The organism is Streptomyces sp. Ru62 (assembly GCF_002920615.1).
GTDB lineage: Bacteria > Actinomycetota > Actinomycetes > Streptomycetales > Streptomycetaceae > Streptomyces.
This window is the reverse complement of record NZ_PQSU01000032.1, coordinates 1-18,466: the sequence shown is the minus strand read 5'-3', so window position 1 is coordinate 18,466 and position 18,466 is coordinate 1. Positions and strand designations below refer to the sequence as shown.

General features: G+C 72.2%; 17 protein-coding genes. 4 read left to right on the top strand and 13 right to left on the bottom strand.

Annotation, left to right across the window (positions count from 1 at the left end; all coding sequences use genetic code 11):
• The first annotated feature begins 115 nt into the window (after window positions 1-115).
• Window positions 116-1,327: an MFS transporter gene (locus tag C3492_RS33975; protein ID WP_103816487.1), complete on the top strand. Its 1,212-nt coding sequence runs from the start codon at window positions 116-118 to the stop codon at window positions 1,325-1,327.
• On the opposite strand, the gene C3492_RS33970 is transcribed toward C3492_RS33975, so the two are convergent.
• Together C3492_RS33970 and C3492_RS33965 are read right to left on the bottom strand one after the other, a co-directional pair.
• Complete coding sequence (locus C3492_RS33970) at window positions 1,287-1,745, bottom strand: thioesterase family protein (protein ID WP_103816486.1); 459 nt, start codon at window positions 1,743-1,745, stop codon at window positions 1,287-1,289. The two genes, C3492_RS33975 and C3492_RS33970, sit on opposite strands and share 41 nt — an antisense overlap.
• 106 nt (window positions 1,746-1,851) lie before the next feature.
• On the bottom strand, window positions 1,852-3,120 hold the full coding sequence (locus C3492_RS33965; RefSeq protein ID WP_103816485.1) for an alginate lyase family protein: 1,269 nt from the start codon (window positions 3,118-3,120) through the stop codon (window positions 1,852-1,854).
• 148 nt (window positions 3,121-3,268) lie between these two features.
• On the opposite strand from C3492_RS33965, the gene C3492_RS33960 reads away from it, so the two are divergent.
• Together C3492_RS33960 and C3492_RS33955 are read left to right on the top strand one after the other, a co-directional pair.
• Window positions 3,269-4,678 (top strand): uracil-xanthine permease family protein, encoded by a 1,410-nt coding sequence (locus C3492_RS33960; RefSeq protein ID WP_103816484.1) that lies wholly within the window; start codon window positions 3,269-3,271, stop codon window positions 4,676-4,678.
• A 76-nt stretch (window positions 4,679-4,754) separates the two neighbouring features.
• Entirely contained in the window at window positions 4,755-5,441 is a 687-nt protein-coding gene (locus C3492_RS33955) for a DUF5995 family protein (RefSeq protein ID WP_103816483.1), read from the top strand.
• A gap of 76 nt (window positions 5,442-5,517) precedes the next feature.
• Here the strand turns inward: C3492_RS33955 and C3492_RS33950 are convergent, their stop codons facing one another.
• The 11 genes from C3492_RS33950 to fmt all read right to left on the bottom strand — a co-directional run bounded on the left by C3492_RS33950 (window position 5,518) and on the right by fmt (window position 17,679).
• Complete coding sequence (locus C3492_RS33950; protein ID WP_103816482.1) at window positions 5,518-7,215, bottom strand: NAD(P)/FAD-dependent oxidoreductase; 1,698 nt, start codon at window positions 7,213-7,215, stop codon at window positions 5,518-5,520.
• Between the two features lie 47 nt (window positions 7,216-7,262).
• Window positions 7,263-8,051, bottom strand: a complete 789-nt coding sequence (locus C3492_RS33945) for a carbon-nitrogen hydrolase family protein (protein ID WP_103816481.1) — start codon at window positions 8,049-8,051, stop codon at window positions 7,263-7,265.
• 324 nt (window positions 8,052-8,375) lie between these two features.
• Window positions 8,376-8,828 (bottom strand): Lrp/AsnC family transcriptional regulator, encoded by a 453-nt coding sequence (locus tag C3492_RS33940; RefSeq protein WP_014671501.1) that lies wholly within the window; start codon window positions 8,826-8,828, stop codon window positions 8,376-8,378.
• A 27-nt stretch (window positions 8,829-8,855) separates the two neighbouring features.
• A complete protein-coding gene (locus C3492_RS33935; RefSeq protein WP_103816480.1) occupies window positions 8,856-10,343 on the bottom strand; it encodes an amino acid permease in 1,488 nt (495 codons plus the stop codon).
• Window positions 10,344-10,723: 380 nt separating this feature from the next.
• Window positions 10,724-12,166 carry a GuaB1 family IMP dehydrogenase-related protein gene (locus C3492_RS33930; protein ID WP_181140691.1) on the bottom strand — a complete coding sequence of 481 codons (1,443 nt, stop codon included), beginning with the start codon at window positions 12,164-12,166 and terminating at the stop codon, window positions 10,724-10,726.
• 132 nt (window positions 12,167-12,298) lie between these two features.
• Window positions 12,299-12,628, bottom strand: a complete 330-nt coding sequence (locus tag C3492_RS33925; RefSeq protein ID WP_103816478.1) for a barstar family protein — start codon at window positions 12,626-12,628, stop codon at window positions 12,299-12,301.
• Window positions 12,625-13,023, bottom strand: coding sequence for a ribonuclease domain-containing protein (locus C3492_RS33920; protein ID WP_103816477.1), 399 nt, complete (start codon window positions 13,021-13,023; stop codon window positions 12,625-12,627). The genes C3492_RS33925 and C3492_RS33920 overlap by 4 nt, the downstream gene beginning before the upstream one ends.
• A gap of 70 nt (window positions 13,024-13,093) precedes the next feature.
• A complete protein-coding gene (locus C3492_RS33915; RefSeq protein ID WP_103816476.1) occupies window positions 13,094-14,137 on the bottom strand; it encodes a sugar-binding transcriptional regulator in 1,044 nt (347 codons plus the stop codon).
• Window positions 14,138-14,227: 90 nt separating this feature from the next.
• The gene (gene rpe, locus C3492_RS33910) at window positions 14,228-14,914 is read right to left on the bottom strand and encodes a ribulose-phosphate 3-epimerase (RefSeq protein WP_103816475.1); all 687 of its coding nucleotides are present in this window, start codon (window positions 14,912-14,914) and stop codon (window positions 14,228-14,230) included.
• 130 nt (window positions 14,915-15,044) lie between these two features.
• Window positions 15,045-16,463 (bottom strand): RsmB/NOP family class I SAM-dependent RNA methyltransferase, encoded by a 1,419-nt coding sequence (locus C3492_RS33905; protein ID WP_103816474.1) that lies wholly within the window; start codon window positions 16,461-16,463, stop codon window positions 15,045-15,047.
• A gap of 283 nt (window positions 16,464-16,746) precedes the next feature.
• Window positions 16,747-17,679: a methionyl-tRNA formyltransferase gene (gene fmt, locus C3492_RS33900; protein WP_030644756.1), complete on the bottom strand. Its 933-nt coding sequence runs from the start codon at window positions 17,677-17,679 to the stop codon at window positions 16,747-16,749.
• A gap of 214 nt (window positions 17,680-17,893) precedes the next feature.
• Here fmt and C3492_RS33895 point away from each other — a divergent pair, with 214 nt between their 5' ends.
• Window positions 17,894-18,427: a hypothetical protein gene (locus tag C3492_RS33895; protein ID WP_103816473.1), complete on the top strand. Its 534-nt coding sequence runs from the start codon at window positions 17,894-17,896 to the stop codon at window positions 18,425-18,427.
• The last annotated feature ends 39 nt before the right edge of the window (window positions 18,428-18,466 follow it).

Below are 18,466 nucleotides of genomic sequence, written 5' to 3'. Positions count from 1 at the left end.
GCAGGGCGAGGTCCTTGTATCCGCTATCTATCAGGCAGGGTTCCTGATAGTTTACGGCGCGTTGCAGTGGAGCGGCGCCCATGGGGCCGGGCACTCCCGTGGAGGGGACAGGATCATGAGTGACGTGATGCGTGCGGGCGATGAGGTCAGGCGCGCCCGGTACGCCGTGGCGGCCGTCTTCGCCGTGCACGGCGCGGTGACCGGCTCCTTCGCGACGCGCGTGCCCTGGGTCCAGGACCACACCTCGCTCGGCGCGGGCCAGTTGGGGTTCGCCCTGGCCTTCACGGCACTCGGCGCCTCGTGCGCGATGCCGCTGGCGGGCGGGATCACCCACCGTTTCGGCAGCCGTGCGGCCCTGCGCGGGCTGCTCGCGCTGTGGACGCTCTCCCTGATCCTGCCGTCGATCGCGCCGAACCTGGTCACCTTGTGCCTGGCGATGTTCGTCTACGGGGCGAGCGCGGGCATGGCCGATGTCGCGATGAACGCGCTCGGTGTGGAGGTCGAGCGGCGGCTCGAAAAGTCGATCATGTCGGGGCTGCACGGCATGTGGAGCGCGGGCGCCCTGATCGGCTCGGCGGCCGGCACCCTCGCCGCGCACCTCGGCACGGACGCGCGCGTGCACTTCGCCCTGGCCTCGGCCGTCCTCACCGTGCTCGGTCTGGTGGCCTGCAGCTGGGTGCTGGACCTCCAGCCCGCCGAGGACGAGGAGCCGCCCCCGCGGTTCGCGCTGCCGCCGCGCTCCGCCCTGCTGATCGGCGCGGTCGGCTTCTGCGCGGTCTTCGCGGAGGGCGCGAGCCTGGACTGGTCGGCGGTGTTCCTGCGGGACCGGCTGGACAGTTCGGCCGGGCTGGCGGCGGCCTCCACGACCGGGTTCATGCTGACCATGGCGGTGGCCCGGATCGCCGGGGACGCGGTGGTGAACCGCTTCGGCGCGGTCCGCACGGTGCGGGCCGGCGGTGTCCTGGCCGTGCTGGGCGGGCTGCTGATCGTGCTCGCCGGGCATCCGGTGGTGGCGATGGCCGGATTCGCGCTGATGGGACTCGGCATCGCGGTGGTCGTACCGCTGTGCTTCGCGGCGGCCGGGCACGCGGGCCCGAACCCCAGCCAGGCCATCGCGGGCGTGGCGACCATCACCTACACCTCGGGGCTGATCGCGCCGAGCCTGATCGGCGGGGTGGCCCAGGCGACCAGCCTGATGGTGTCCTTCGTGGTGGTGACGGCGCTGGCGTGCGGGCTCGCGGTGTTCGCCGGCGTGCTGCGCACCGCCGAGCGCGGCGGCGGCGAGGTCAGCCGGCGGGCCGCAGCAGTTCCCGACCCACGGCCCTGAAGGCCTCGCTCCAGGGCGCGGGGCGCAGGGTCGCCGCGTCCAGCCGGACCAGCACCCGGGTGCCCCGCGCGTAGGTCTCGGTCCCGTCGGCCGAGCAGAACCGGAAGCCGTAGGTGAGGCCGGTGGTGCCGAGCCGTTCCAGCCAGAGGTGGACGGCGTAGGTGCCGGGGCGGGTGACCGGCGCCTCGTAGCCGATGCGCAGCTCGCGGACCGCGTTGCAGGCGTCGCCGGCCGCCGCCCAGTCGCCGTCGAAGCGGACGCCGTGCTCGTTCCACAGCTCGGTCCAGGCGCGCTCGACCATCAGCGGGTAGCGGGCGTTGTGCAGCAGCCCGAGCGCGTCGAGGTCGTCGAAGTGAACGGTGACGGGGATCAGCCGGCCGTAGGAGACGGCGGGGGCGGTCGGGGCTTCGGCGGTCACGGGAAGGGCTCCTGAGCAGCGCTGCTGGGGTGGCGACACCCCCGTACGCCACCATACTAAGCGACCGCTCAGGAGCCCGGCCGGGAAGCCCCCGGGTCAGCGCGGGTCAGCCCGCTATCGAGTCCAGTTGCTCGGCCGCGGGCCGCAGCGCCCAGAGGTCTCCCCCGGGCGGCGCCTCCAGCTTCGGCACGGCCGCCCTGGCCGACCGGTCACCGGCGTCGGCCGCCGCGTGCACCACGTCGGCCGCCGCGTAGCGGTGGAACTCCAGCTCGGGGTGCGGCCAGGCTTCGGCGCCGGTCGCGGCGGGCAGCAGGTAGTCGACCGCCTTGAACAGGCTCTGCCCGTCCGGCCCCGCGTAGGCCCACAGGTTCACCCCGACGTGCCGGCCGATGGCCGCGAGCCGGGTGTAGGCGACCAGATCGAAGGTCGAGTAGTGCCAGCTCCGCGTGCGGGTGAGCTCCTGGGGCTGGCTGCCGTCGGCCGCGATCTGCGGGTCGATCCGCTTCGCACGCGCGTCCAGCACGGTCCGCCGGGCGAGCGCGGTGTCGCCGGTGGCGTAGGCGAGGGCGGCGAGCTGCATGTCGTAGAAGGTGCCGTGGTTGTTGGCGGCGGCACCCTCCTGCCGGCCGAAGTCGCTGTTCTTCAGCCAGTCGCGGAAGTCCTCGTTCCACCGGGTCATCGCGGTGCGGTCGGCGGCCGTCCAGCCGGGTGCGCCGGTGGCGAGGATCGCCTGCGCGTCCAGGACGCTGGTGTAGGACTGCGAGAAGTCGATGATGCCGATGGCCCGGCCGTCGTACTTGCACGGGATGAACTGGGCGTGGTCCAGGTCGGGGTTCATTCGGGTGGCCGGGTCGAGGAACCAGGTGCGCAGGATCTGCCCGGCCTTCTCGGCGTAGCTCCGCTCGCCGGTGTAGTACCAGGCGAGCGAGAGGTCGTACGTCGCGTCGAAGACCTTCTCCACGTCCTGCCGGTCGGTCCCGCTGTCGACCTCCGGATTGCGCTGGCCGTCGCGCTGGACGTACGGGCAGCCCCAGGGGTTGTCGGCGGTGGGGGCGGTCGTGGGCCACCAGTACGGGGCCTGGCTCAGATAGTCGTGGACGTCGCCGCCGGGGGCGGGCTTCGGCTTGTCGACGACCGTCCACGGGCCCTGGCCCAGCCAGGCGTCGGCGCGGGTGGTCAGGTCCGTGAGGGCGTGCCGGAGCCGGGGGTCGTGGGACAGGCGGGCCCGGGTCTGCTGGAGGCGGACGCCGTCGAGGACCGCGGTCCGCGGAACCGGCCTGGACGGGGACGGCGCGGCGTGGGCGGAGGGGACGAGCAGGGCTCCGAAGGCCACCACGGCGGCGAGGAGCACGGCCGCACGGGGTCTTCCACTCATTCAGGCACTCCGATCTTCGCTCGACCCGATCAGAATCGATCAGGTATGTGAACGCAGTTCATGAGGAGGACCGTGTGAGCGTAGAGCCGCCAGGTACCCCTGACAATGGTTCGGACCCTCTTCACGTACAGAGAAAGCGAAACCCCTCATGGATCTCGGCGTGCGCTGGAAGCTGCACGGTGACGGGCGCACGCCCGCGCCCGGAGCGGTGGTACGCCCCGACGAACGGCTGTCCTGGCCCCGCACCGTGGGCCTGGGCGCCCAGCACGTGGTCGCGATGTTCGGCGCCTCGTTCGTGGCCCCTGTACTCATGGGCCTGGACCCCAACCTCGCGATCATGATGTCGGGCGTGGCGACCGTGATCTTCCTGCTCGCCACCCGCGGCCGGGTGCCGAGCTACCTCGGCTGCTCCCTGTCCTTCGTGGGCGTGGCCGCCGTCATCCGCGCCCAGGGCGGTACGAGCGCGACCGTGACCGGCGCGGTCCTCGTGGTCGGTGTCGTGCTGTTCCTGGTCGGTCTCGCGGTGCAGCGCTTCGGGGCGCGGATCATCCACGCCGCCATGCCCCCGATCGTCACCGGCGCGGTCGTCATGCTGATCGGCTTCAACCTGGCCCCGGTGACCGCGTCCACCTACTGGCCGCAGGACCAGTGGACCGCCCTGCTGGTGATGCTCTTCACCGGTCTGGCGGTCGTCTGTCTGCGCGGCTTCTGGTCCCGCGTCGCCATCTTCCTGGGCCTCGTGTTCGGGTACGCCCTCTCCTGGGCGTCCGACCGGGTCTTCGGCAGGATCCACTCGGTGGACGCGAGCGGCAAGCTCACCGACCACTGGCGCCTGGACCTCTCCGGCGTCTCCAAGGCCGACTGGATCGGCCTGCCGTCCTTCCACGGCCCGACCTTCCAGTGGTCGGCGGTCCTGGTCGCGCTGCCGGTCGTCATCGCACTGGTCGCGGAGAACGCGGGCCACGTCAAGGCGGTCGGCGAGATGACCGGCGACCCGCTGGACGACAAGCTCGGTACGGCGATCTCGGCGGACGGCGTCGCCTCCGTGCTGTCGACGGCCGTCGGCGGCCCGCCCAACACCACCTACTCCGAGAACATCGGCGTGATGGCCGCGACCCGCGTCTACTCCACCGCCGCCTACTGGGCCGCCGCCGGCTTCGCACTGCTCTTCGGCGTCTGCCCCAAGTTCGGCGCGGTCGTCGCCGCGATCCCGGGCGGGGTGCTCGGCGGCATCACCGTCATCCTCTACGGCATGATCGGCCTGCTCGGCGCCCAGATCTGGCTGAACGCCAAGGTGGACCTGCGCAACCCGCTGAACCTGGTCCCGGCCGCGGCGGGCATCATCATCGGCGTCGGCAACGTGAGCATGAAGTTCACCGACACCTTCTCGCTCAGCGGCATCGCGCTCGGCACGCTGGTCGTCATCACCGGCTATCACGCGCTGCGCGCCTTCGCCCCGGCCCACCTGAAGAAGCAGGAGCCGCTGCTGGACGAGGGCACCTCCTCCTACGACAGGGAGGCGGACACGGACACGGCCGCCCCGCGCGCCGAGTCGTAGTCCGGCGTTCCCCCGTTCCGGCGAAGCACCGGGCCGGTCGGCACACCGGCCGGCCCCGGGCTGGGACCCTTCCCCCATGGTGCAGCTGGAACACCTCACCGCCCCCGTCGACGCCGTCGTCGCACGGATGCGCGCGCTGGACGCGGCCCTGCCCCCACGGGACGGCGTCGCCGTGTTCAACCGGGTCTACCTCGCCGTCACCGAGGAGATCGACCGGCGCCTGGACGCCGGGGAGTTCCCGGACCCGCGCGCGGCGACCGCGCTGGACGTGCGGTTCGCCGAGCGCTATCTGGCGGCGGTGGACGCGGCCGCGGCGGACCGCCGCCCGCCCGCCTGCTGGCGGCCCCTGTTCCAGTTCCGCCGCCATCCCGGAGTACGACCGCTGCAGTTCGCACTGGCGGGCATCAACGCGCACATCGGGCACGACCTGGCCCTGGCCGTGGTCGACGCCTGTCGCACGCTCGGCTGTGAACCGGCCGACCTGGAGGACGAGTTCGACCGCGTGGGCGATCTCCTGGTGTCGCTGGAGGAGCGCATCCGCGAGGATCTGATGCCAGGCCCCGACCTGTTCCAGATCGCCGACCCGCTCACCCATCTGCTGGGCTCCTGGAGCCTGGAGCGGGCCCGGGACGCGACCTGGGCGGCGGCCCGGGCCCTGTGGGCGCTGCGCCACTGCGCCGACGTGGCCGAGGAGTTCACCGAACGGCTGGACGCGGCGGTGGGGTTCGCGGGCCGGATGCTGCTGACACCGCTGGCCGACTGAACCTCCAGGGGGTTGAAGAAGGCGCGGGCGGCCGGAGTCGGTGGCCGGCCGCCCGCGCCTCGGTCCGTCTCCCGGGTCAGTCCTCGGGGAGCTCCACCGGCGCGATCTCGTCGTAGACGTCACCCGGGCCCGGGTTCGCCGCGTCGGTCTCGCCGCCGAAGTGGTGCATGACGCCCCAGACCGCGTTCAGCGCGGTCTGCACGGCACCCTCGGCCCAGCCGGCCGTCCAGGAGATGTCGTCGCCGGCGAGGAAGATGCCGCGCTTGTCCTCGGGCAGCCGGTCCTGCATGAAGTGCGTGAACAGGCGCCGCTGGTAGCGGTAGTGGCCGGGCAGGTTGGCCTTGAACGCGCCCATGAAATAGGGCTCGTTCTCCCAGGAGACGGTCACCGGGTTGCCGATGATGTGCTTCCTGATGTCGACCTTCGGGTAGATCTCGCCGAGCGACTTCAGCATGACCTCCATCCGCTCGTTCGCGGACAGCGGCAGCCACTTCAGGCTGTCGTCGCACCAGGTGTAGGACAGGCAGATGACGGCGGGCTTGTCCGGGCCGTCGTCCAGCAGGTAGGTGCCGCGGGTCATCCGGTCGGTGAGCGTCATCGACATGACGTCCCGGCCCGTCTCCTCGTCCTTGTCCAGCCAGAACGGCCGGTCCACGGGCACGAAGAGCTTGCTGGACTCCATGTAGTGGGTGCGCTCGATCGCGGTCCAGTGGTCGATCGGGAACAGCGAGTCGTCGCAGGCGATCTTGGACAGCAGCATCCAGGACTGGGCGGTGAAGATCGCCGCCTTGTAGGTGCGGATGTCGCCGTTCGCGTCGGTGACGGTGATCCGGTTGCCGGCGGTGCGGTGCAGCCGGGTCACGGCCGGCAGCGGCTTGCCGCCCTCGTGCAGCTTGGCGAGCGAGGTGCCGTACGGCCAGTGGACGATCTTCTCCGGCTCGCGCTCCCACAGGCGCAGCGGGAGCTGCTGGGAGCCGCCGACGATGCCGCGGTGGTGGTCGTCGGCCTCGGTGTAGACGACGCGGAGGATCTCCAGGATGGAGTTCGGGAAATCGGTGTCCCAGCCGCCGGTGCCGAAGCCGACCTGACCGAAGATCTCACGGTGCCGGAAGGACTTGAACGCCTCGGAGTCGCAGAGGAAGCCGTAGAAGGTCTGGTTGTCCAGCTTCTCGACCAGCTTGGCCCAGATCTCGCGGATGCGCGGGACGTCCCGCTCGCGCATCGCGCGGTTCATGTCGGAGAAGTCGGCGCCCTCCTCCAGGCACTTGTTCCAGGCGTCGGCGACGTCCCGGTACACGTGGGGCAGGTCGTCGATCGTCTCGGCGTAGTGCGACTCGCCCTTGAGATCGACCACGGTGGACGGGGTCGCCTCGGCCAGGGGGTTCGGGAAGGGCCTGGTCTCCAGGCCGACCAGGTCGATGTAGTGCTGGAGCGCGGTGGAGGACGGCGGGAAGCGCATCGCGCCCATCTCGGCGGTCAGCGACTCGTCGCAGCCCTCGAAACCGACCGTGCGCAGCCGGCCGCCGATCTGGTCGGCCTCGTAGACGACGGGCTTGAGGCCCATCTTCATCAGCTCGTACGCGGCCACGATGCCGGACAGGCCGCCACCGATGATCGCGACCTCGGTGCCGTGCTCGGTCGCCGGTATCTGGCCGAGGCCCGCCGGGTGGGCGAGGAAGTCGTCGTAGGCGTAGGGGAAGTCCGGGCCGAACATGGTGATCGGCGGCTGCTGCTCGTCGGTGTGCTCGACGGCGTTGGGCACCGTGGACGTCATGGGGTACGGACTCCTTGCACGGGGGTGGTTCGGGGAAGGCTCGGGTGTCAGACGAGGGACCCGTACAGACCGGGGCGGCGGTCCTTCAGGTACGGGTTGTGCTCGCGGGAGGCGGCCAGGAAGGCGGGGTCCGCGTCGGCGAGCACCAGCTGCTCGGCACGGCCGGCGCGGGCGCGGGCGACACCGTCGGGACCGGCGAGGACGGAGAGGCCGACGAACTCGAACTCGCCCTCCTGGCCGACCCGGTTGACGTAGGCGACGTACATCTGGTTCTCGAAGGCGCGCACCGGGATCATCGACTCGGCGACGAACTGGAAGGGGTGCATCTGCGCGGTCGGCACGACCAGGAGGTCGGTGCCGGCCAGGGCGTGGGCGCGGACGTTCTCCGGGAACTCGACGTCGTAGCAGATCAGCAGGCCCACGGTGAGGCCGTTCAGCTCGGCCTGGACGACCTGCTGCCCGCCCGGCGTGAAGTGGTCGCGCTCGAAGCAGCCGAAGAGGTGGGTCTTGCGGTAGTTCGCGAGCCGGGTGCCGTCGGCGGAGATCAGCTGGGCGGAGTTGAAGACGGCGTCCCCGTCGCGCTCGGGGTAGCCGTAGGCGAGGGCGAGGCCGTGCCGGGTGGCGATCTCGGCGATCGCGTCGGCGGAGTCGCCGTCGGCGGGCTCGGCGAGGCGGGCGATGTCGTCGCCGATCGCGTACCCGGTGAGGAACATCTCCGGCGCGGCCAGCAACCCGGCGCCCGCGGCGGCGGCCCGGCCCGCGGCCTCGTCGAGGACCTTGAGGTTCTCGGTGACCGAGCCGGGACGGCCGGAGCTCTGGAGCAGGGCGGTGCGCATGCGTGATCCTCACCGGAACGGGGGGTTTGGGGGGTCAGGAAGAAGGTACGTTCGGCGCGCTCGGCCGGACAAGAAGGAGCCGTTGCGCGCCCGTGCGCGGTTTGTTGCGCCGAGGAGGGGCTGTGCGGCGATTCGTTGCGCGGGCCGGTGAGATGACGGGTCGCGCGGGCCGGTGAGGGTGACGGGAGGAGCCCGGAAAGGGCTGGGGGCGCCTTGTCGTCGGCCGGGTGCGGGTGGTCCGGGGTGCTCGCGCGGTTCCCCCGCCCCTTCGGGGCGCTGTCCCGCGCCCGGTGACGACAGGGCGCCCCGAGCCGTGGTCCGCACCTACCCCGGCGCCCCGGAGGAGAACCGCCTCAGCAGCGGCGACAGGACCAGCACCGACTTGGTCCGCTCCACGAACGGCTCCCCGGCGATCCGCTCCAGCACCCGCTCGAAGTGACGCATGTCGGACGCGAAGACCTGCGCGACGGCGTCCGCGTCCCCGGTGACGGTGGACGCGGCCACGACCTCCTGGTACCGCTCCAGCCCCCGCTGGATCGTCTCCGGCGAGGTGTTCCGCCGGCAGTAGATCTCGATGAACCCCTCGGTCTCCCAGCCGAGCGCCGCCGGATCCACCCGCACGGTGAATCCGGTGATGGCTCCGGTGGCCCGCAGCCGGTCCACGCGCCGCTTCACCGCGGGCGCGGACAGGCCGACCATCTGCCCGATGTCCGCGTAGGAGCGGCGGGCGTCCTCGGCGAGGGCGTGCACGATGCGTTCGTCGAGATCGTTCAGCACAGGGGGTCGTTCACTTCTCAGGTCCGGTCACTTCTCTGCCGTCAGCGCGGGAGCGTCATCGGCCGCGAGACGGGAACGGCGGTAGCCGTAGAGGAAGTAGAACACGAGCCCGGCGGCCATCCAGAATCCGAAGACCACCCAGGTGATGGTGTCGAGGCTGAACATGTTGTACGCGCAGAACAGGAAGCCCAGCACCGGCAGGACCGGGCCGAACGGCACCCGGAACGTGCGCTCCAGCTCCGGTCGCTTGACCCGCAGCACGATCACCGCGATGTTGACCAGCCCGAAGGCGAACAGCGTGCCGATGCTGGTGGCGTCGACGAGCTTGCCGAGCGGGATGAGGGCGGCGAGCGCACCGCAGAAGAGGGACACGATCACCGTGTTGAGCCGGGGCGCGCCGGTCTTCGGGTGGATCCTGCCGAGCGCCTTCGGCACCAGGCCGTCGCGGGCCATCGCGAAGAGGATGCGGGTCTGGCCGTAGAGCACCGTGAGCACCACGCTCGCGATGGAGATGACCGCGCCGAGCGCGAGCAGCGTGCCCCAGAAGGTCTGACCGCTGACGTCGTTCATGATCCCGGCGAGGGCGGCCTCGGAACCGTCGAACTTCTTCCAGTTCCAGGCGCCGACGGCGACGGCCGCGACGAGCACGTACAGCGCGGTCACGATGATCAGCGACAGCATGATCGCCCGCGGCAGGTCCCGCTTGGGGTCCTTCGCCTCCTCACCCGCGGTGGAGGCGGCGTCGAAGCCGATGTAGGAGAAGAACAGCGTGGCACCGGCGGCGCTGACCCCGGTCATGCCGAGCGGCATGAAGTCGGCGTAGTTGCCGGACTTGAAGCCCATGACGCCGATCGCGCAGAACAGCACCAGCGCGGCGATCTTCACACAGACCATGATGGTGTTGGCGCGGGCGGACTCCCGCGCGCCACCGAGCAGGAACACCATCGCCAGCAGCACGACGATCAGGGCCGGCAGGTTGACGATGCCGCCCTCGCCCGGCGCCGAGGACAGGGTGGCCGGGATGGTGACGCCGATGGTGCCGTCCAGCAGTTCGTTCAGGTACTCGCCCCAGCCGACGGCGACCGCGGCCACCGAGACGCCGTACTCCAGCACGAGACACCAGCCGCAGACCCAGGCGACCAGTTCGCCCAGCGTTGCGTACGCATACGAGTAGGAGGAGCCGGCGACCGGGATGCTGCCGGCCAGTTCGGCGTACGACAGGGCGGAGAACAGCGCCGTGAGACCGGCGATGACGAAGGCGAGGGTGACCGCGGGACCGGCCTTGGGGACGGCGTCACCGAGGACGACGAAGATGCCGGTGCCGAGGGTGGCACCGATGCTGATCATGGTCAGCTGCCACAGCCCGAGGGAGCGCCGGAGCTGCCCACCCTCACCGTGGCCGCCCTCCGCGACCAGGCGTTCCACGGGCTTGCGACGCATGAGGCGCGCGGCGACGCCCGGGGACGCGGGGGCGGCCGAAGTCTGGTGGTGCGGGGGTGCGCCTTGATCGAGCACGCGCTGGCTCCTTATCGCTGCCGGTGGTTGCGGGGCGGGCCGGCGGGAACGCCGGCCCTCGTGGGCGGGAACCGGCGGGGCCTGCGAGGCAGGAACCCGCCGAGCGGGGTCCCCGCCACGCCACGTACTAGCGCAGCACCCTATGAGGCGGGCCTTCACGGGCGTAATGCAGCAACCTTGCGTATACCCGCATGATCCTTGCGTTCATCGGGGCGTGGTGACAAATCGTTGCGCGCCACCTGTCGACCGTTGCACAGTCGTCCCAGGGGCCTCGTTTCCCGCCCGGCGCGAGACGGCTTGCCGCCCGGCGCCGGGCACGCCGACGGCCCCCGTCGTTCCCGGGCGGGGGATCGGCGGGGGCCGTCGGGGCGGAGCGTGGGTCAGCTCCAGCTGGCGTGCAGCGGCTTGCCCTCGGCGTAGCCGGCCGCGCTCTGGATGCCGACGATGGCCTTCTCGGCGAACTCCTCCAGGGAGCCGGCACCGGCGTAGGTGCAGGAGGAGCGCACGCCCGCGATGATCGAGTCGATCAGGTCCTCGACGCCCGGGCGGGCCGGGTCGAGGAACATCCGGGAGGTGGAGATGCCCTCCTCGAACAGCGCCTTGCGGGCGCGGTCGTACGCCGACTCCTCCGAGGTGCGGTTGGCCACCGCCCGCGCGGAGGCCATGCCGAACGACTCCTTGTAGGCGCGGCCGTCGGCGTCGTGCTGGAGGTCACCGGGCGACTCGTAGGTGCCCGCGAACCAGGAGCCGACCATCACGTTGGACGCGCCGGCGGCGAGCGCCATGGCGACGTCGCGCGGGTGGCGGACACCGCCGTCGGCCCACACGTGCTTGCCGTACTTCCTCGCCTCGGCCGCGCACTCCAGGACGGCGGAGAACTGGGGGCGGCCCACGCCGGTCATCATGCGGGTGGTGCACATGGCGCCCGGCCCGACACCGACCTTGACGATGTCCGCGCCGGCGTCGACCAGGTCCTTGACGCCCTCGGCGGAGACGATGTTGCCCGCGGCGATCGGCACCCGCGGGTCGAGCGCGCGCACCACCCTGATGGCGTTGATCATCGACTCCTGGTGGCCGTGCGCGGTGTCGATGACGAGCGTGTCCACGCCCGCGTCGAGCAGCTGCTTGGCCTTGCCCGCGACGTCGCCGTTGATGCCGACGGCGGCGGCGATCCGCAGCCTGCCGTTCGCGTCCACGGCCGGCGTGTACAGCGTGGCGCGCAGCGCGCCCTTGCGGGTGAGGATGCCGGCGAGCCTGCCGTCCTTGTCGACGGCCGGTGCGTAGCGGCGGTTGTGCTGGTCGAGGGTGTTGAAGGCCTCGCGCGGGTCGATGTCGGCGTCCAGCAGGAGCAGGTCCTTGGACATGACCACTTCGAGCTGGGTGAAGCGGTCGACACCGGACAGGTCGGCGTCGGTGACGACACCGACGGGCCGGTGGTTCTCGTCCACGACCACGCCGGCGTTGTGCGCCCGCTTGGGCAGCAGCGCCAGGGCGTCGGCGACGGTCTGGTGCGGGGCCAGCACGATCGGGGTGTCGAGCACCAGGTGGCGGCTCTTGACCCAGGAGATCACGTCGGTGACGACGTCGATCGGGATGTCCTGCGGGATGACCACCAGGCCGCCCCGGCGGGCCACCGTCTCGGCCATGCGGCGGCCGGCGATGGCGGTCATGTTGGCGACGACGAGCGGGATGGTGGTGCCCGTGCCGTCCGGCGAGGCGAGGTCCACGCCCTGACGCGAGCCGACCGCGGAACGGCTCGGCACCATGAACACGTCGTCGTACGTCAGGTCGTACGCGGGCTGGATGTCATTGAGGAAACGCACGTGCTGCACATCCCAGTCGATCAGAGGCGACCCCCTGACAGGTGTGCCAGGGGGAAAGAGCACGTACTTCATTGTCCCATGTCGGGGCCGCTGTCCTGCCCTGACGGATCATCCAGGGTCCTCGCCGATCAGCTAGGAGGTTCCTCCAAGGGCGAGGGCGACGGTGAGCGCCGGCGCCACGCTCATGGCCTGCGTGAACACCGCCTGGGCGGTCTCCCACTCCTGGGGCCGCTCCTTCGCGTAGCCCTCCCAGCCCCGTACGACGACCAGGAGCCCTCTGCCCTGGGCCTCCTGCGGCCACACGGACGGGTCGGACAGGGAGTCGGCCAGCGCGTCCCAGTTCCGGCCGAACCAGTCGGGCAGCGACAGGGCCCGGGCGGCACGGTCCATCAGGCCGGCCTTGTCCGTGACGCCGTCGAGGTCGAGCGCGACCACGAAGCGGCCGGTCAGGTCTTCGCTCATCTCAGTACCGCCCGGAACGGCTCGTAGTGATCATCGGTGTAGTAGAACTCCCCGCCCTGCCCGGTGACGATGCGCCGGGCCCCGCGGTCCTGGGAGCCGGGGGTCGGCACGGTGTACTCGTGGTAGTAGCCGCGCCGGTGCCGCGGCAGGCGTCCCTCGAAGTTCCCGAAGACGGTCCCGTCTTTGGCGTAGGGGAAGGGGCCGCCCCTGTCGATGAGGGCGAGTGTCTGTCGGGCCTCGGCCGGGAGGCGGGACTCCTGGACGGTGGCCATGCCGCGCGCCCAGGCCGGGGACGCCCGGGAGGCGGGGCCGGAGGCGCCGGCGCACCCCGCCAGGAGAACGGCGAGACAGACCAGCAGCCCGGCGAGAGCACGGGGGACGAACCGTGGCAGCATGCGGACGATGCTGCCACGGCCGTCCCGCCACGGCCCGCTCCCGGACCCGGTCGGACCCGGTCGGACCCGGTCAGATCCCGTCGGGGTCCTGACGGCTCAGCGCCGGCTTCGGGGTCGGGCCCGCCGTCATCAGGTAGTCGGCGGCCGAGGTGTCCGTCACCAGGCTGGTGACCAGCCCGGAGCGCAGCACCGCGTCGATCGCGGCGGCCTTGCGCTGCCCGCCCGCGATGGCCACGACCTCAGGGACACGGCGCAACTGGTCGGCCTTGACCGTGATGCACCGCTCCCCCAGGTCCCGTCCGACCCGGCGCCCCTCGGCGTCGAAGAGGTGTGCCGACATCTCGGCGGCGACCCCGAGCGAGGCGTAGTGCGCGCGCTCCTCGTCGCTGAGCATGTCGTGCACGGTCGAGATGCCCGGCTCCCAGGAGCCGATGGAGACACAGGCGACCGTGACCTTGTCGAAGTACTCGAAGGCCCGGGCGATCCCGGTCTGGTGACGCAGCGCCGCCGCGGTGGCCGCGTCCGGCAACAGCATCGGCGCGTAGATGGGGTGCGCGTCGCCGCCGGACACCTGGGCGGCCCGGCGGACGGCCTCCACCGAGCCGCGCTCGGCGGTCCCGGCGTCGTACACGCCCGTCAGCTGCACCACCGTGCACGGCGGCAGCCGGTCGAGCGCCGCCGCCATGTGGATGGTGGACCGGCCCCAGGCCAGCCCGAGCACGTCCCCCTCGTTGACGAGTTCGCCGAGCAGGTCGGCGGCGACCTCTCCGAGGTTCTCGGGGTCGGGAGTCTCCTCGGCCTCGGCCGGGGACTCGACCACGACGGCGTGCCTCAGGCCGTAGCGGGCGCGGAGCGCGTCGGAGCGCTCGGCGTCCAGTTCGGCCGGCACGCGGATCTCGATGCGTACGAGGTCCCTTTCGAGGGCAGTCTCCAGTACCCGGGCCACTTTGAAGCGGCTGACGCCGAACTCCTCCGCGATCTGGATCTTGGACTTGCCTTCGAGGTAGAAGCGGCGGGCCATGGCCGCCGCCTGCACCAGCTCAGCGGGTCCCATCCGCATGGCTGACCGGCCCGCCGACATACCCGACACGGCGATCTCCTCACTGCTGTTCACACTCTGGATTCGCCGTTCATCCTTGCAGATTCGGGGCGACTGATCTGCCCTGATGGGCGCCGTTCACTTAACCGTTCACTTGGCCGTGGCTCAGTGGTCGCATGCCCAGGACGCCTTGCCGGTGGCCGCCTCCGCCTGGGCGCGCAGCGCGCGTACGGCCTCCGCCGGGTCCTTCGCACCGTAGACGGCCGAGCCGGCGACGAACACGTCCGCCCCCGCGTCCGCGCACCGCTCGATCGTCGAGGCCGAGACCCCGCCGTCGACCTGCAACCACAGTTCCAGACCGTGCTTCTTGATCAGCTCACGGGTGCGGCGGATCTTCGGCAGCATGATGTCGAGGAACGCCTGTCCGCCGAAGCCGGGCTCCACCGTCATGATGAGCAGCATGTCGAGTTCCGGCAGCAGGTCCTCGAACGGCTCGATGGGCGTCGCCGGCTTGAGCGCCATGGAGGCGCGGGCACCCTTGGCGCGGATCTCCCGGGCGAGCCGCACCGGTGCGGCGGCGGCCTCCACGTGGAAGGTGACCGACGACGCCCCCGCCTCGACGTACTGAGGCGCCCACCGGTCGGGGTCCTCGATCATCAGGTGGCAGTCCAGCGGGGTGTCCGTCGCACGGGCCAGGGACTCCACGACCGGCACGCCGAGCGTGAGGTTCGGGACGAAGTGGTTGTCCATGACGTCGACATGGAGGAAGTCGGCGCCCCGGACCGCCTCGGCCTCGTCCGCGAGGCGGGCGAAGTCGGCGGACAGGATGCTGGGGTTGATCTGCACGGCCATGACCCAAGCCTGCCATGTCGCTGCGCTGGGCTGTAGCGGCGGTCCTCGGGTTGTGGTTCGGCTGCCGGCCCGGTGGGCGCTGGTCGCGCAGTTCCCCGCCCCCCTTCGGGTCGCGCTGTCCTGCCCGGCGTCAGGCGGTTCTGCGGATCAGGGACAGGTACATCGCGTCCGTGCCGTGGATGTGGGGCCACAGCTGGATGTCGGGGCCCTCTCCGAGGTCGGGCACGCCGGGGAGGAGCGGGCGGGCGTCGATCAGTTCGGTGTCCGGGCGCTGCTTGAGCACGTCGGCGACGACCGCGCGGGTCTCCGCCAGGTGCGGGGAGCAGGTGGCGTAGCCGACGACGCCGCCGACACGGACGGAGTCGAGGGCGGTGCGCAGCAGGCCACGCTGGAGCGGGGCGAAGTTGTCCAGGTCCTCGGGGCGGCGTCGCCAGCGGGCCTCGGGGCGGCGGCGCAGGGCGCCGAGGCCGGTGCAGGGGACGTCCACCAGCACCCGGTCGAAGCTGCCGGGCCGCCACGGCGGGCGGGTGCCGTCGGCGGCGATGACCTGGTACGGCCCCGGGTTGCCGTGCAGGGCCCGGGCCACCAGTCCGGCCCGGTGCGGCTGCTTCTCCGAGGCGAGCAGGGCGGCCCCGCGCTCGGCGGCGAGCGCGGCCAGCAGCGCCGCCTTGCCGCCCGGTCCCGCGCAGCCGTCGAGCCACTTCTCGTCAGGGCCGTCGAGCGGGGCGTTCGCCAGCGCGAGGGCGACCAGCTGGCTGCCCTCGTCCTGGACGCCGGCGCGCCCCTCGCGCACGGCCTCGACCGCGCCCGGCTCGCCGCCCTCGGCGAGCCGGACGGCGTACGGCGACCAGCGCCCGGGCACGGCGGCGTCCTCGTGGAGCAGCTCCTCGGTGGTGGCCCGGCCCGGCCGGGCGACGAGCGTCACCTCGGGCCGCTCGTTGTCCGCCGCCAGCAACCGCTCGATGCCGGCCCGGCCGCCGCCGAGGGAGTCCCAGAGCGCGGAGACGACCCAGCGGGGGTGCGAGTGCACGACGGCGAGGTGGTCCTCGGGATCCTCGTCGTAGGGCGGCGCCACCTTCGCGATCCAGCCGTCCAGATCGTCCTGGGCCACCTTGCGCAGCACGGCGTTGACGAACTTGGCCCGTCCGTCGCCGAGTACGACCCGGGCCAGCTCGACCGAGGCGGACACGGCCGCGTGCGTGGGGATGCGCGTGCCGAGCAACTGGTGCGCGCCCAGGCTCAGCACGTCGAGGACCGGGGGGTCGACCTCGCGCAGCGGCCGGTCGACACAGGCGGCGATGACGGCGTCGTACGTGCCCTGCCGGCGCAGCGTGCCGTACACCAGCTCGGTGGCGAGGGCGGCGTCCCGGGCGTCGAAGTCGCCCTGCTCGCGGGCCTTGCGCAGCAGCGGGGGCAGCACGAGGTTGGCGTACGCGTCCCGCTCGTCCACCGCGCGCAGCGCCTCGAAGGCCAGGATGCGGACGGGGTCCTTCTGGGGACGGCGGTAGGGCTTGGCGGGCTTGCGGGGCCGCCGGGACTGCTCGCTCACGAAAAAGGTGCTCCGGGTGTGAAGAGGGGATGCGCCTCCAGCGTACGTCGCCGCACCCGGGGGCCCGCCGCCCGGGCTGCACTGTGCCGCCGCCCGGTCGACACACGGCGCGTGCACGTCCGACCACTGTGGGAGGTGCAGGTCCGACCATTGCCGGGGTGCACGCCCGACCACTGCCGGACGTGCACGCCCGACCGCCGCCGGAGCGTCAGCCGTCGCTCGCCCGTTCTCAGCCCGGCCAGGGCGCCCGCCGCCCTCACGGCTACTTACCCCGCCCGGGGCGTCAGCCGCCCAGCGTCTCGCCGTCCGCGATGCGTACCCCGCGGGCCCAGTCGGCCGCGCGCATCGGCTTCTTGCCCTGGGCCTGCACCCAGAGCAGTTCGACGGCGTACGACCCCGTGCCCACGTGCACGCTGTTCTTGCCCACGGCCAGCCGGCCCGGAGCGAGGTCCGTGCGCTCGGGCACGGGCGTGACCTGGACGAGCTTGAGCCGCTCACCGCGGAAGGTGGTCCAGGCGCCGGGCGCGGGCGTGCAGCCGCGCACGACCCGGTCGACGCGCAGTGCGGGCGCCGCCCAGTCCACCTGGGCGTCCTCGACGGTGATCTTCGGCGCCACGGTGATGCCCTCGGCGGGCTGCGGTACGGCCTTCAGCGTGCCGTCCTCGATGCCGTCCATGGTGGCCGCGAGCAGCCCGGCGCCCGCGAAGGCGAGCCGGGTGAGCAGGTCGCCGCTGGTGTCGGTGGGGCGGATCTCCTCGGTCACGGTGCCGTAGACGGGCCCGGAGTCCAGCCCCTCCTCGATGAGGAAGGTGGACGCCCCGGTGATCTCGTCGCCCGCCATGATGGCGTGCTGGACCGGCGCGGCGCCGCGCCAGGCGGGCAGCAGCGAGAAGTGCAGGTTGACCCAGCCGTGGGCGGGGATGTCCAGCGCGGCCTTCGGCAGCAGGGCGCCGTACGCGACGACCGGGCAGCAGTCCGGGGCGATCTCCCGCAGCCGCTCCAGGAACTCCGGGTCCCGGGGCTTCAGCGGCTTGAGCACCTCGATCCCGGCCTCCTCCGCCCGCTCGGCCACGGGTGACGCGACCAGCCTGCGTCCGCGCCCGGCCGGCGCGTCGGGCCGCGTGACGACAGCGGCCACCTCGTGCCGCCCGGAGGCGAGCAGGGCGTCCAGAGCGGGAACGGCGACCTCGGGGGTACCGGCGAAGACGAGCTTCATGGGCGGGATCGGGCCTCTCGGGCGGGGGTCGGCGGGCAGCGCACCAGTCTATGACCATGGGCGGCGCGCGAGCGGGTGGGCGGCGTACGCATATGCCCGTACGCCCCCACCCCGTGACCAGCGGAGCGTAAGCGCGTTGGTCAAGGAAGAGTTGACCACATCGGGCCGCTTTCGCGGCCCAATTCCTTTCAACGCCGGTTCGAGAGGCTTGTTCATGGCCGACCACGCAACCCACGACGCCCAGGCCCGGGCCAGCCTGCACTTGCTGGTGCGGGACATCGAGAGGGTCCGCCGGCAGGTGGACGCGCTGCGCACGCTCACCGCCCAGTTGGGCAACGTCTACCGCCCGCGCCGCTCCGGCCCGTCCACGGGCTTCGTCGTCTACGGACGCGCTCCCGCCCCGACGGTCCGCCTCGCCCAGGAACTCCGGGACAGTGTCGAAACCCTGGTCACGGCCGCCGTGGACTTCGACCGCTCGCTCGGCTTCTCGTGGGACGCGGTGGGCTCCGCGCTCGGGGTCACCAAGCAGGCGGTGCACCGCCGGTACGGCGCCCGCCGCGCCGCGGCCCAGGCGGCGGCGGAGACGGAGCGGACGACGGAGCCGTCCGGCACCCGCACGATCAATGTGAACACCGGGCTGCCCACGGTCCCCGCGGCCCGCTCCATGCCCACACAGCCGACGGCGGGCAGCCCGACACTGCGCGACGACGCCCGCCCGACGGCCTTCCCGGCCCCCCGCAACGGCTGACACCCCCCTCCGCTGCCCTCCCGGGCCACGGCCGGGAGG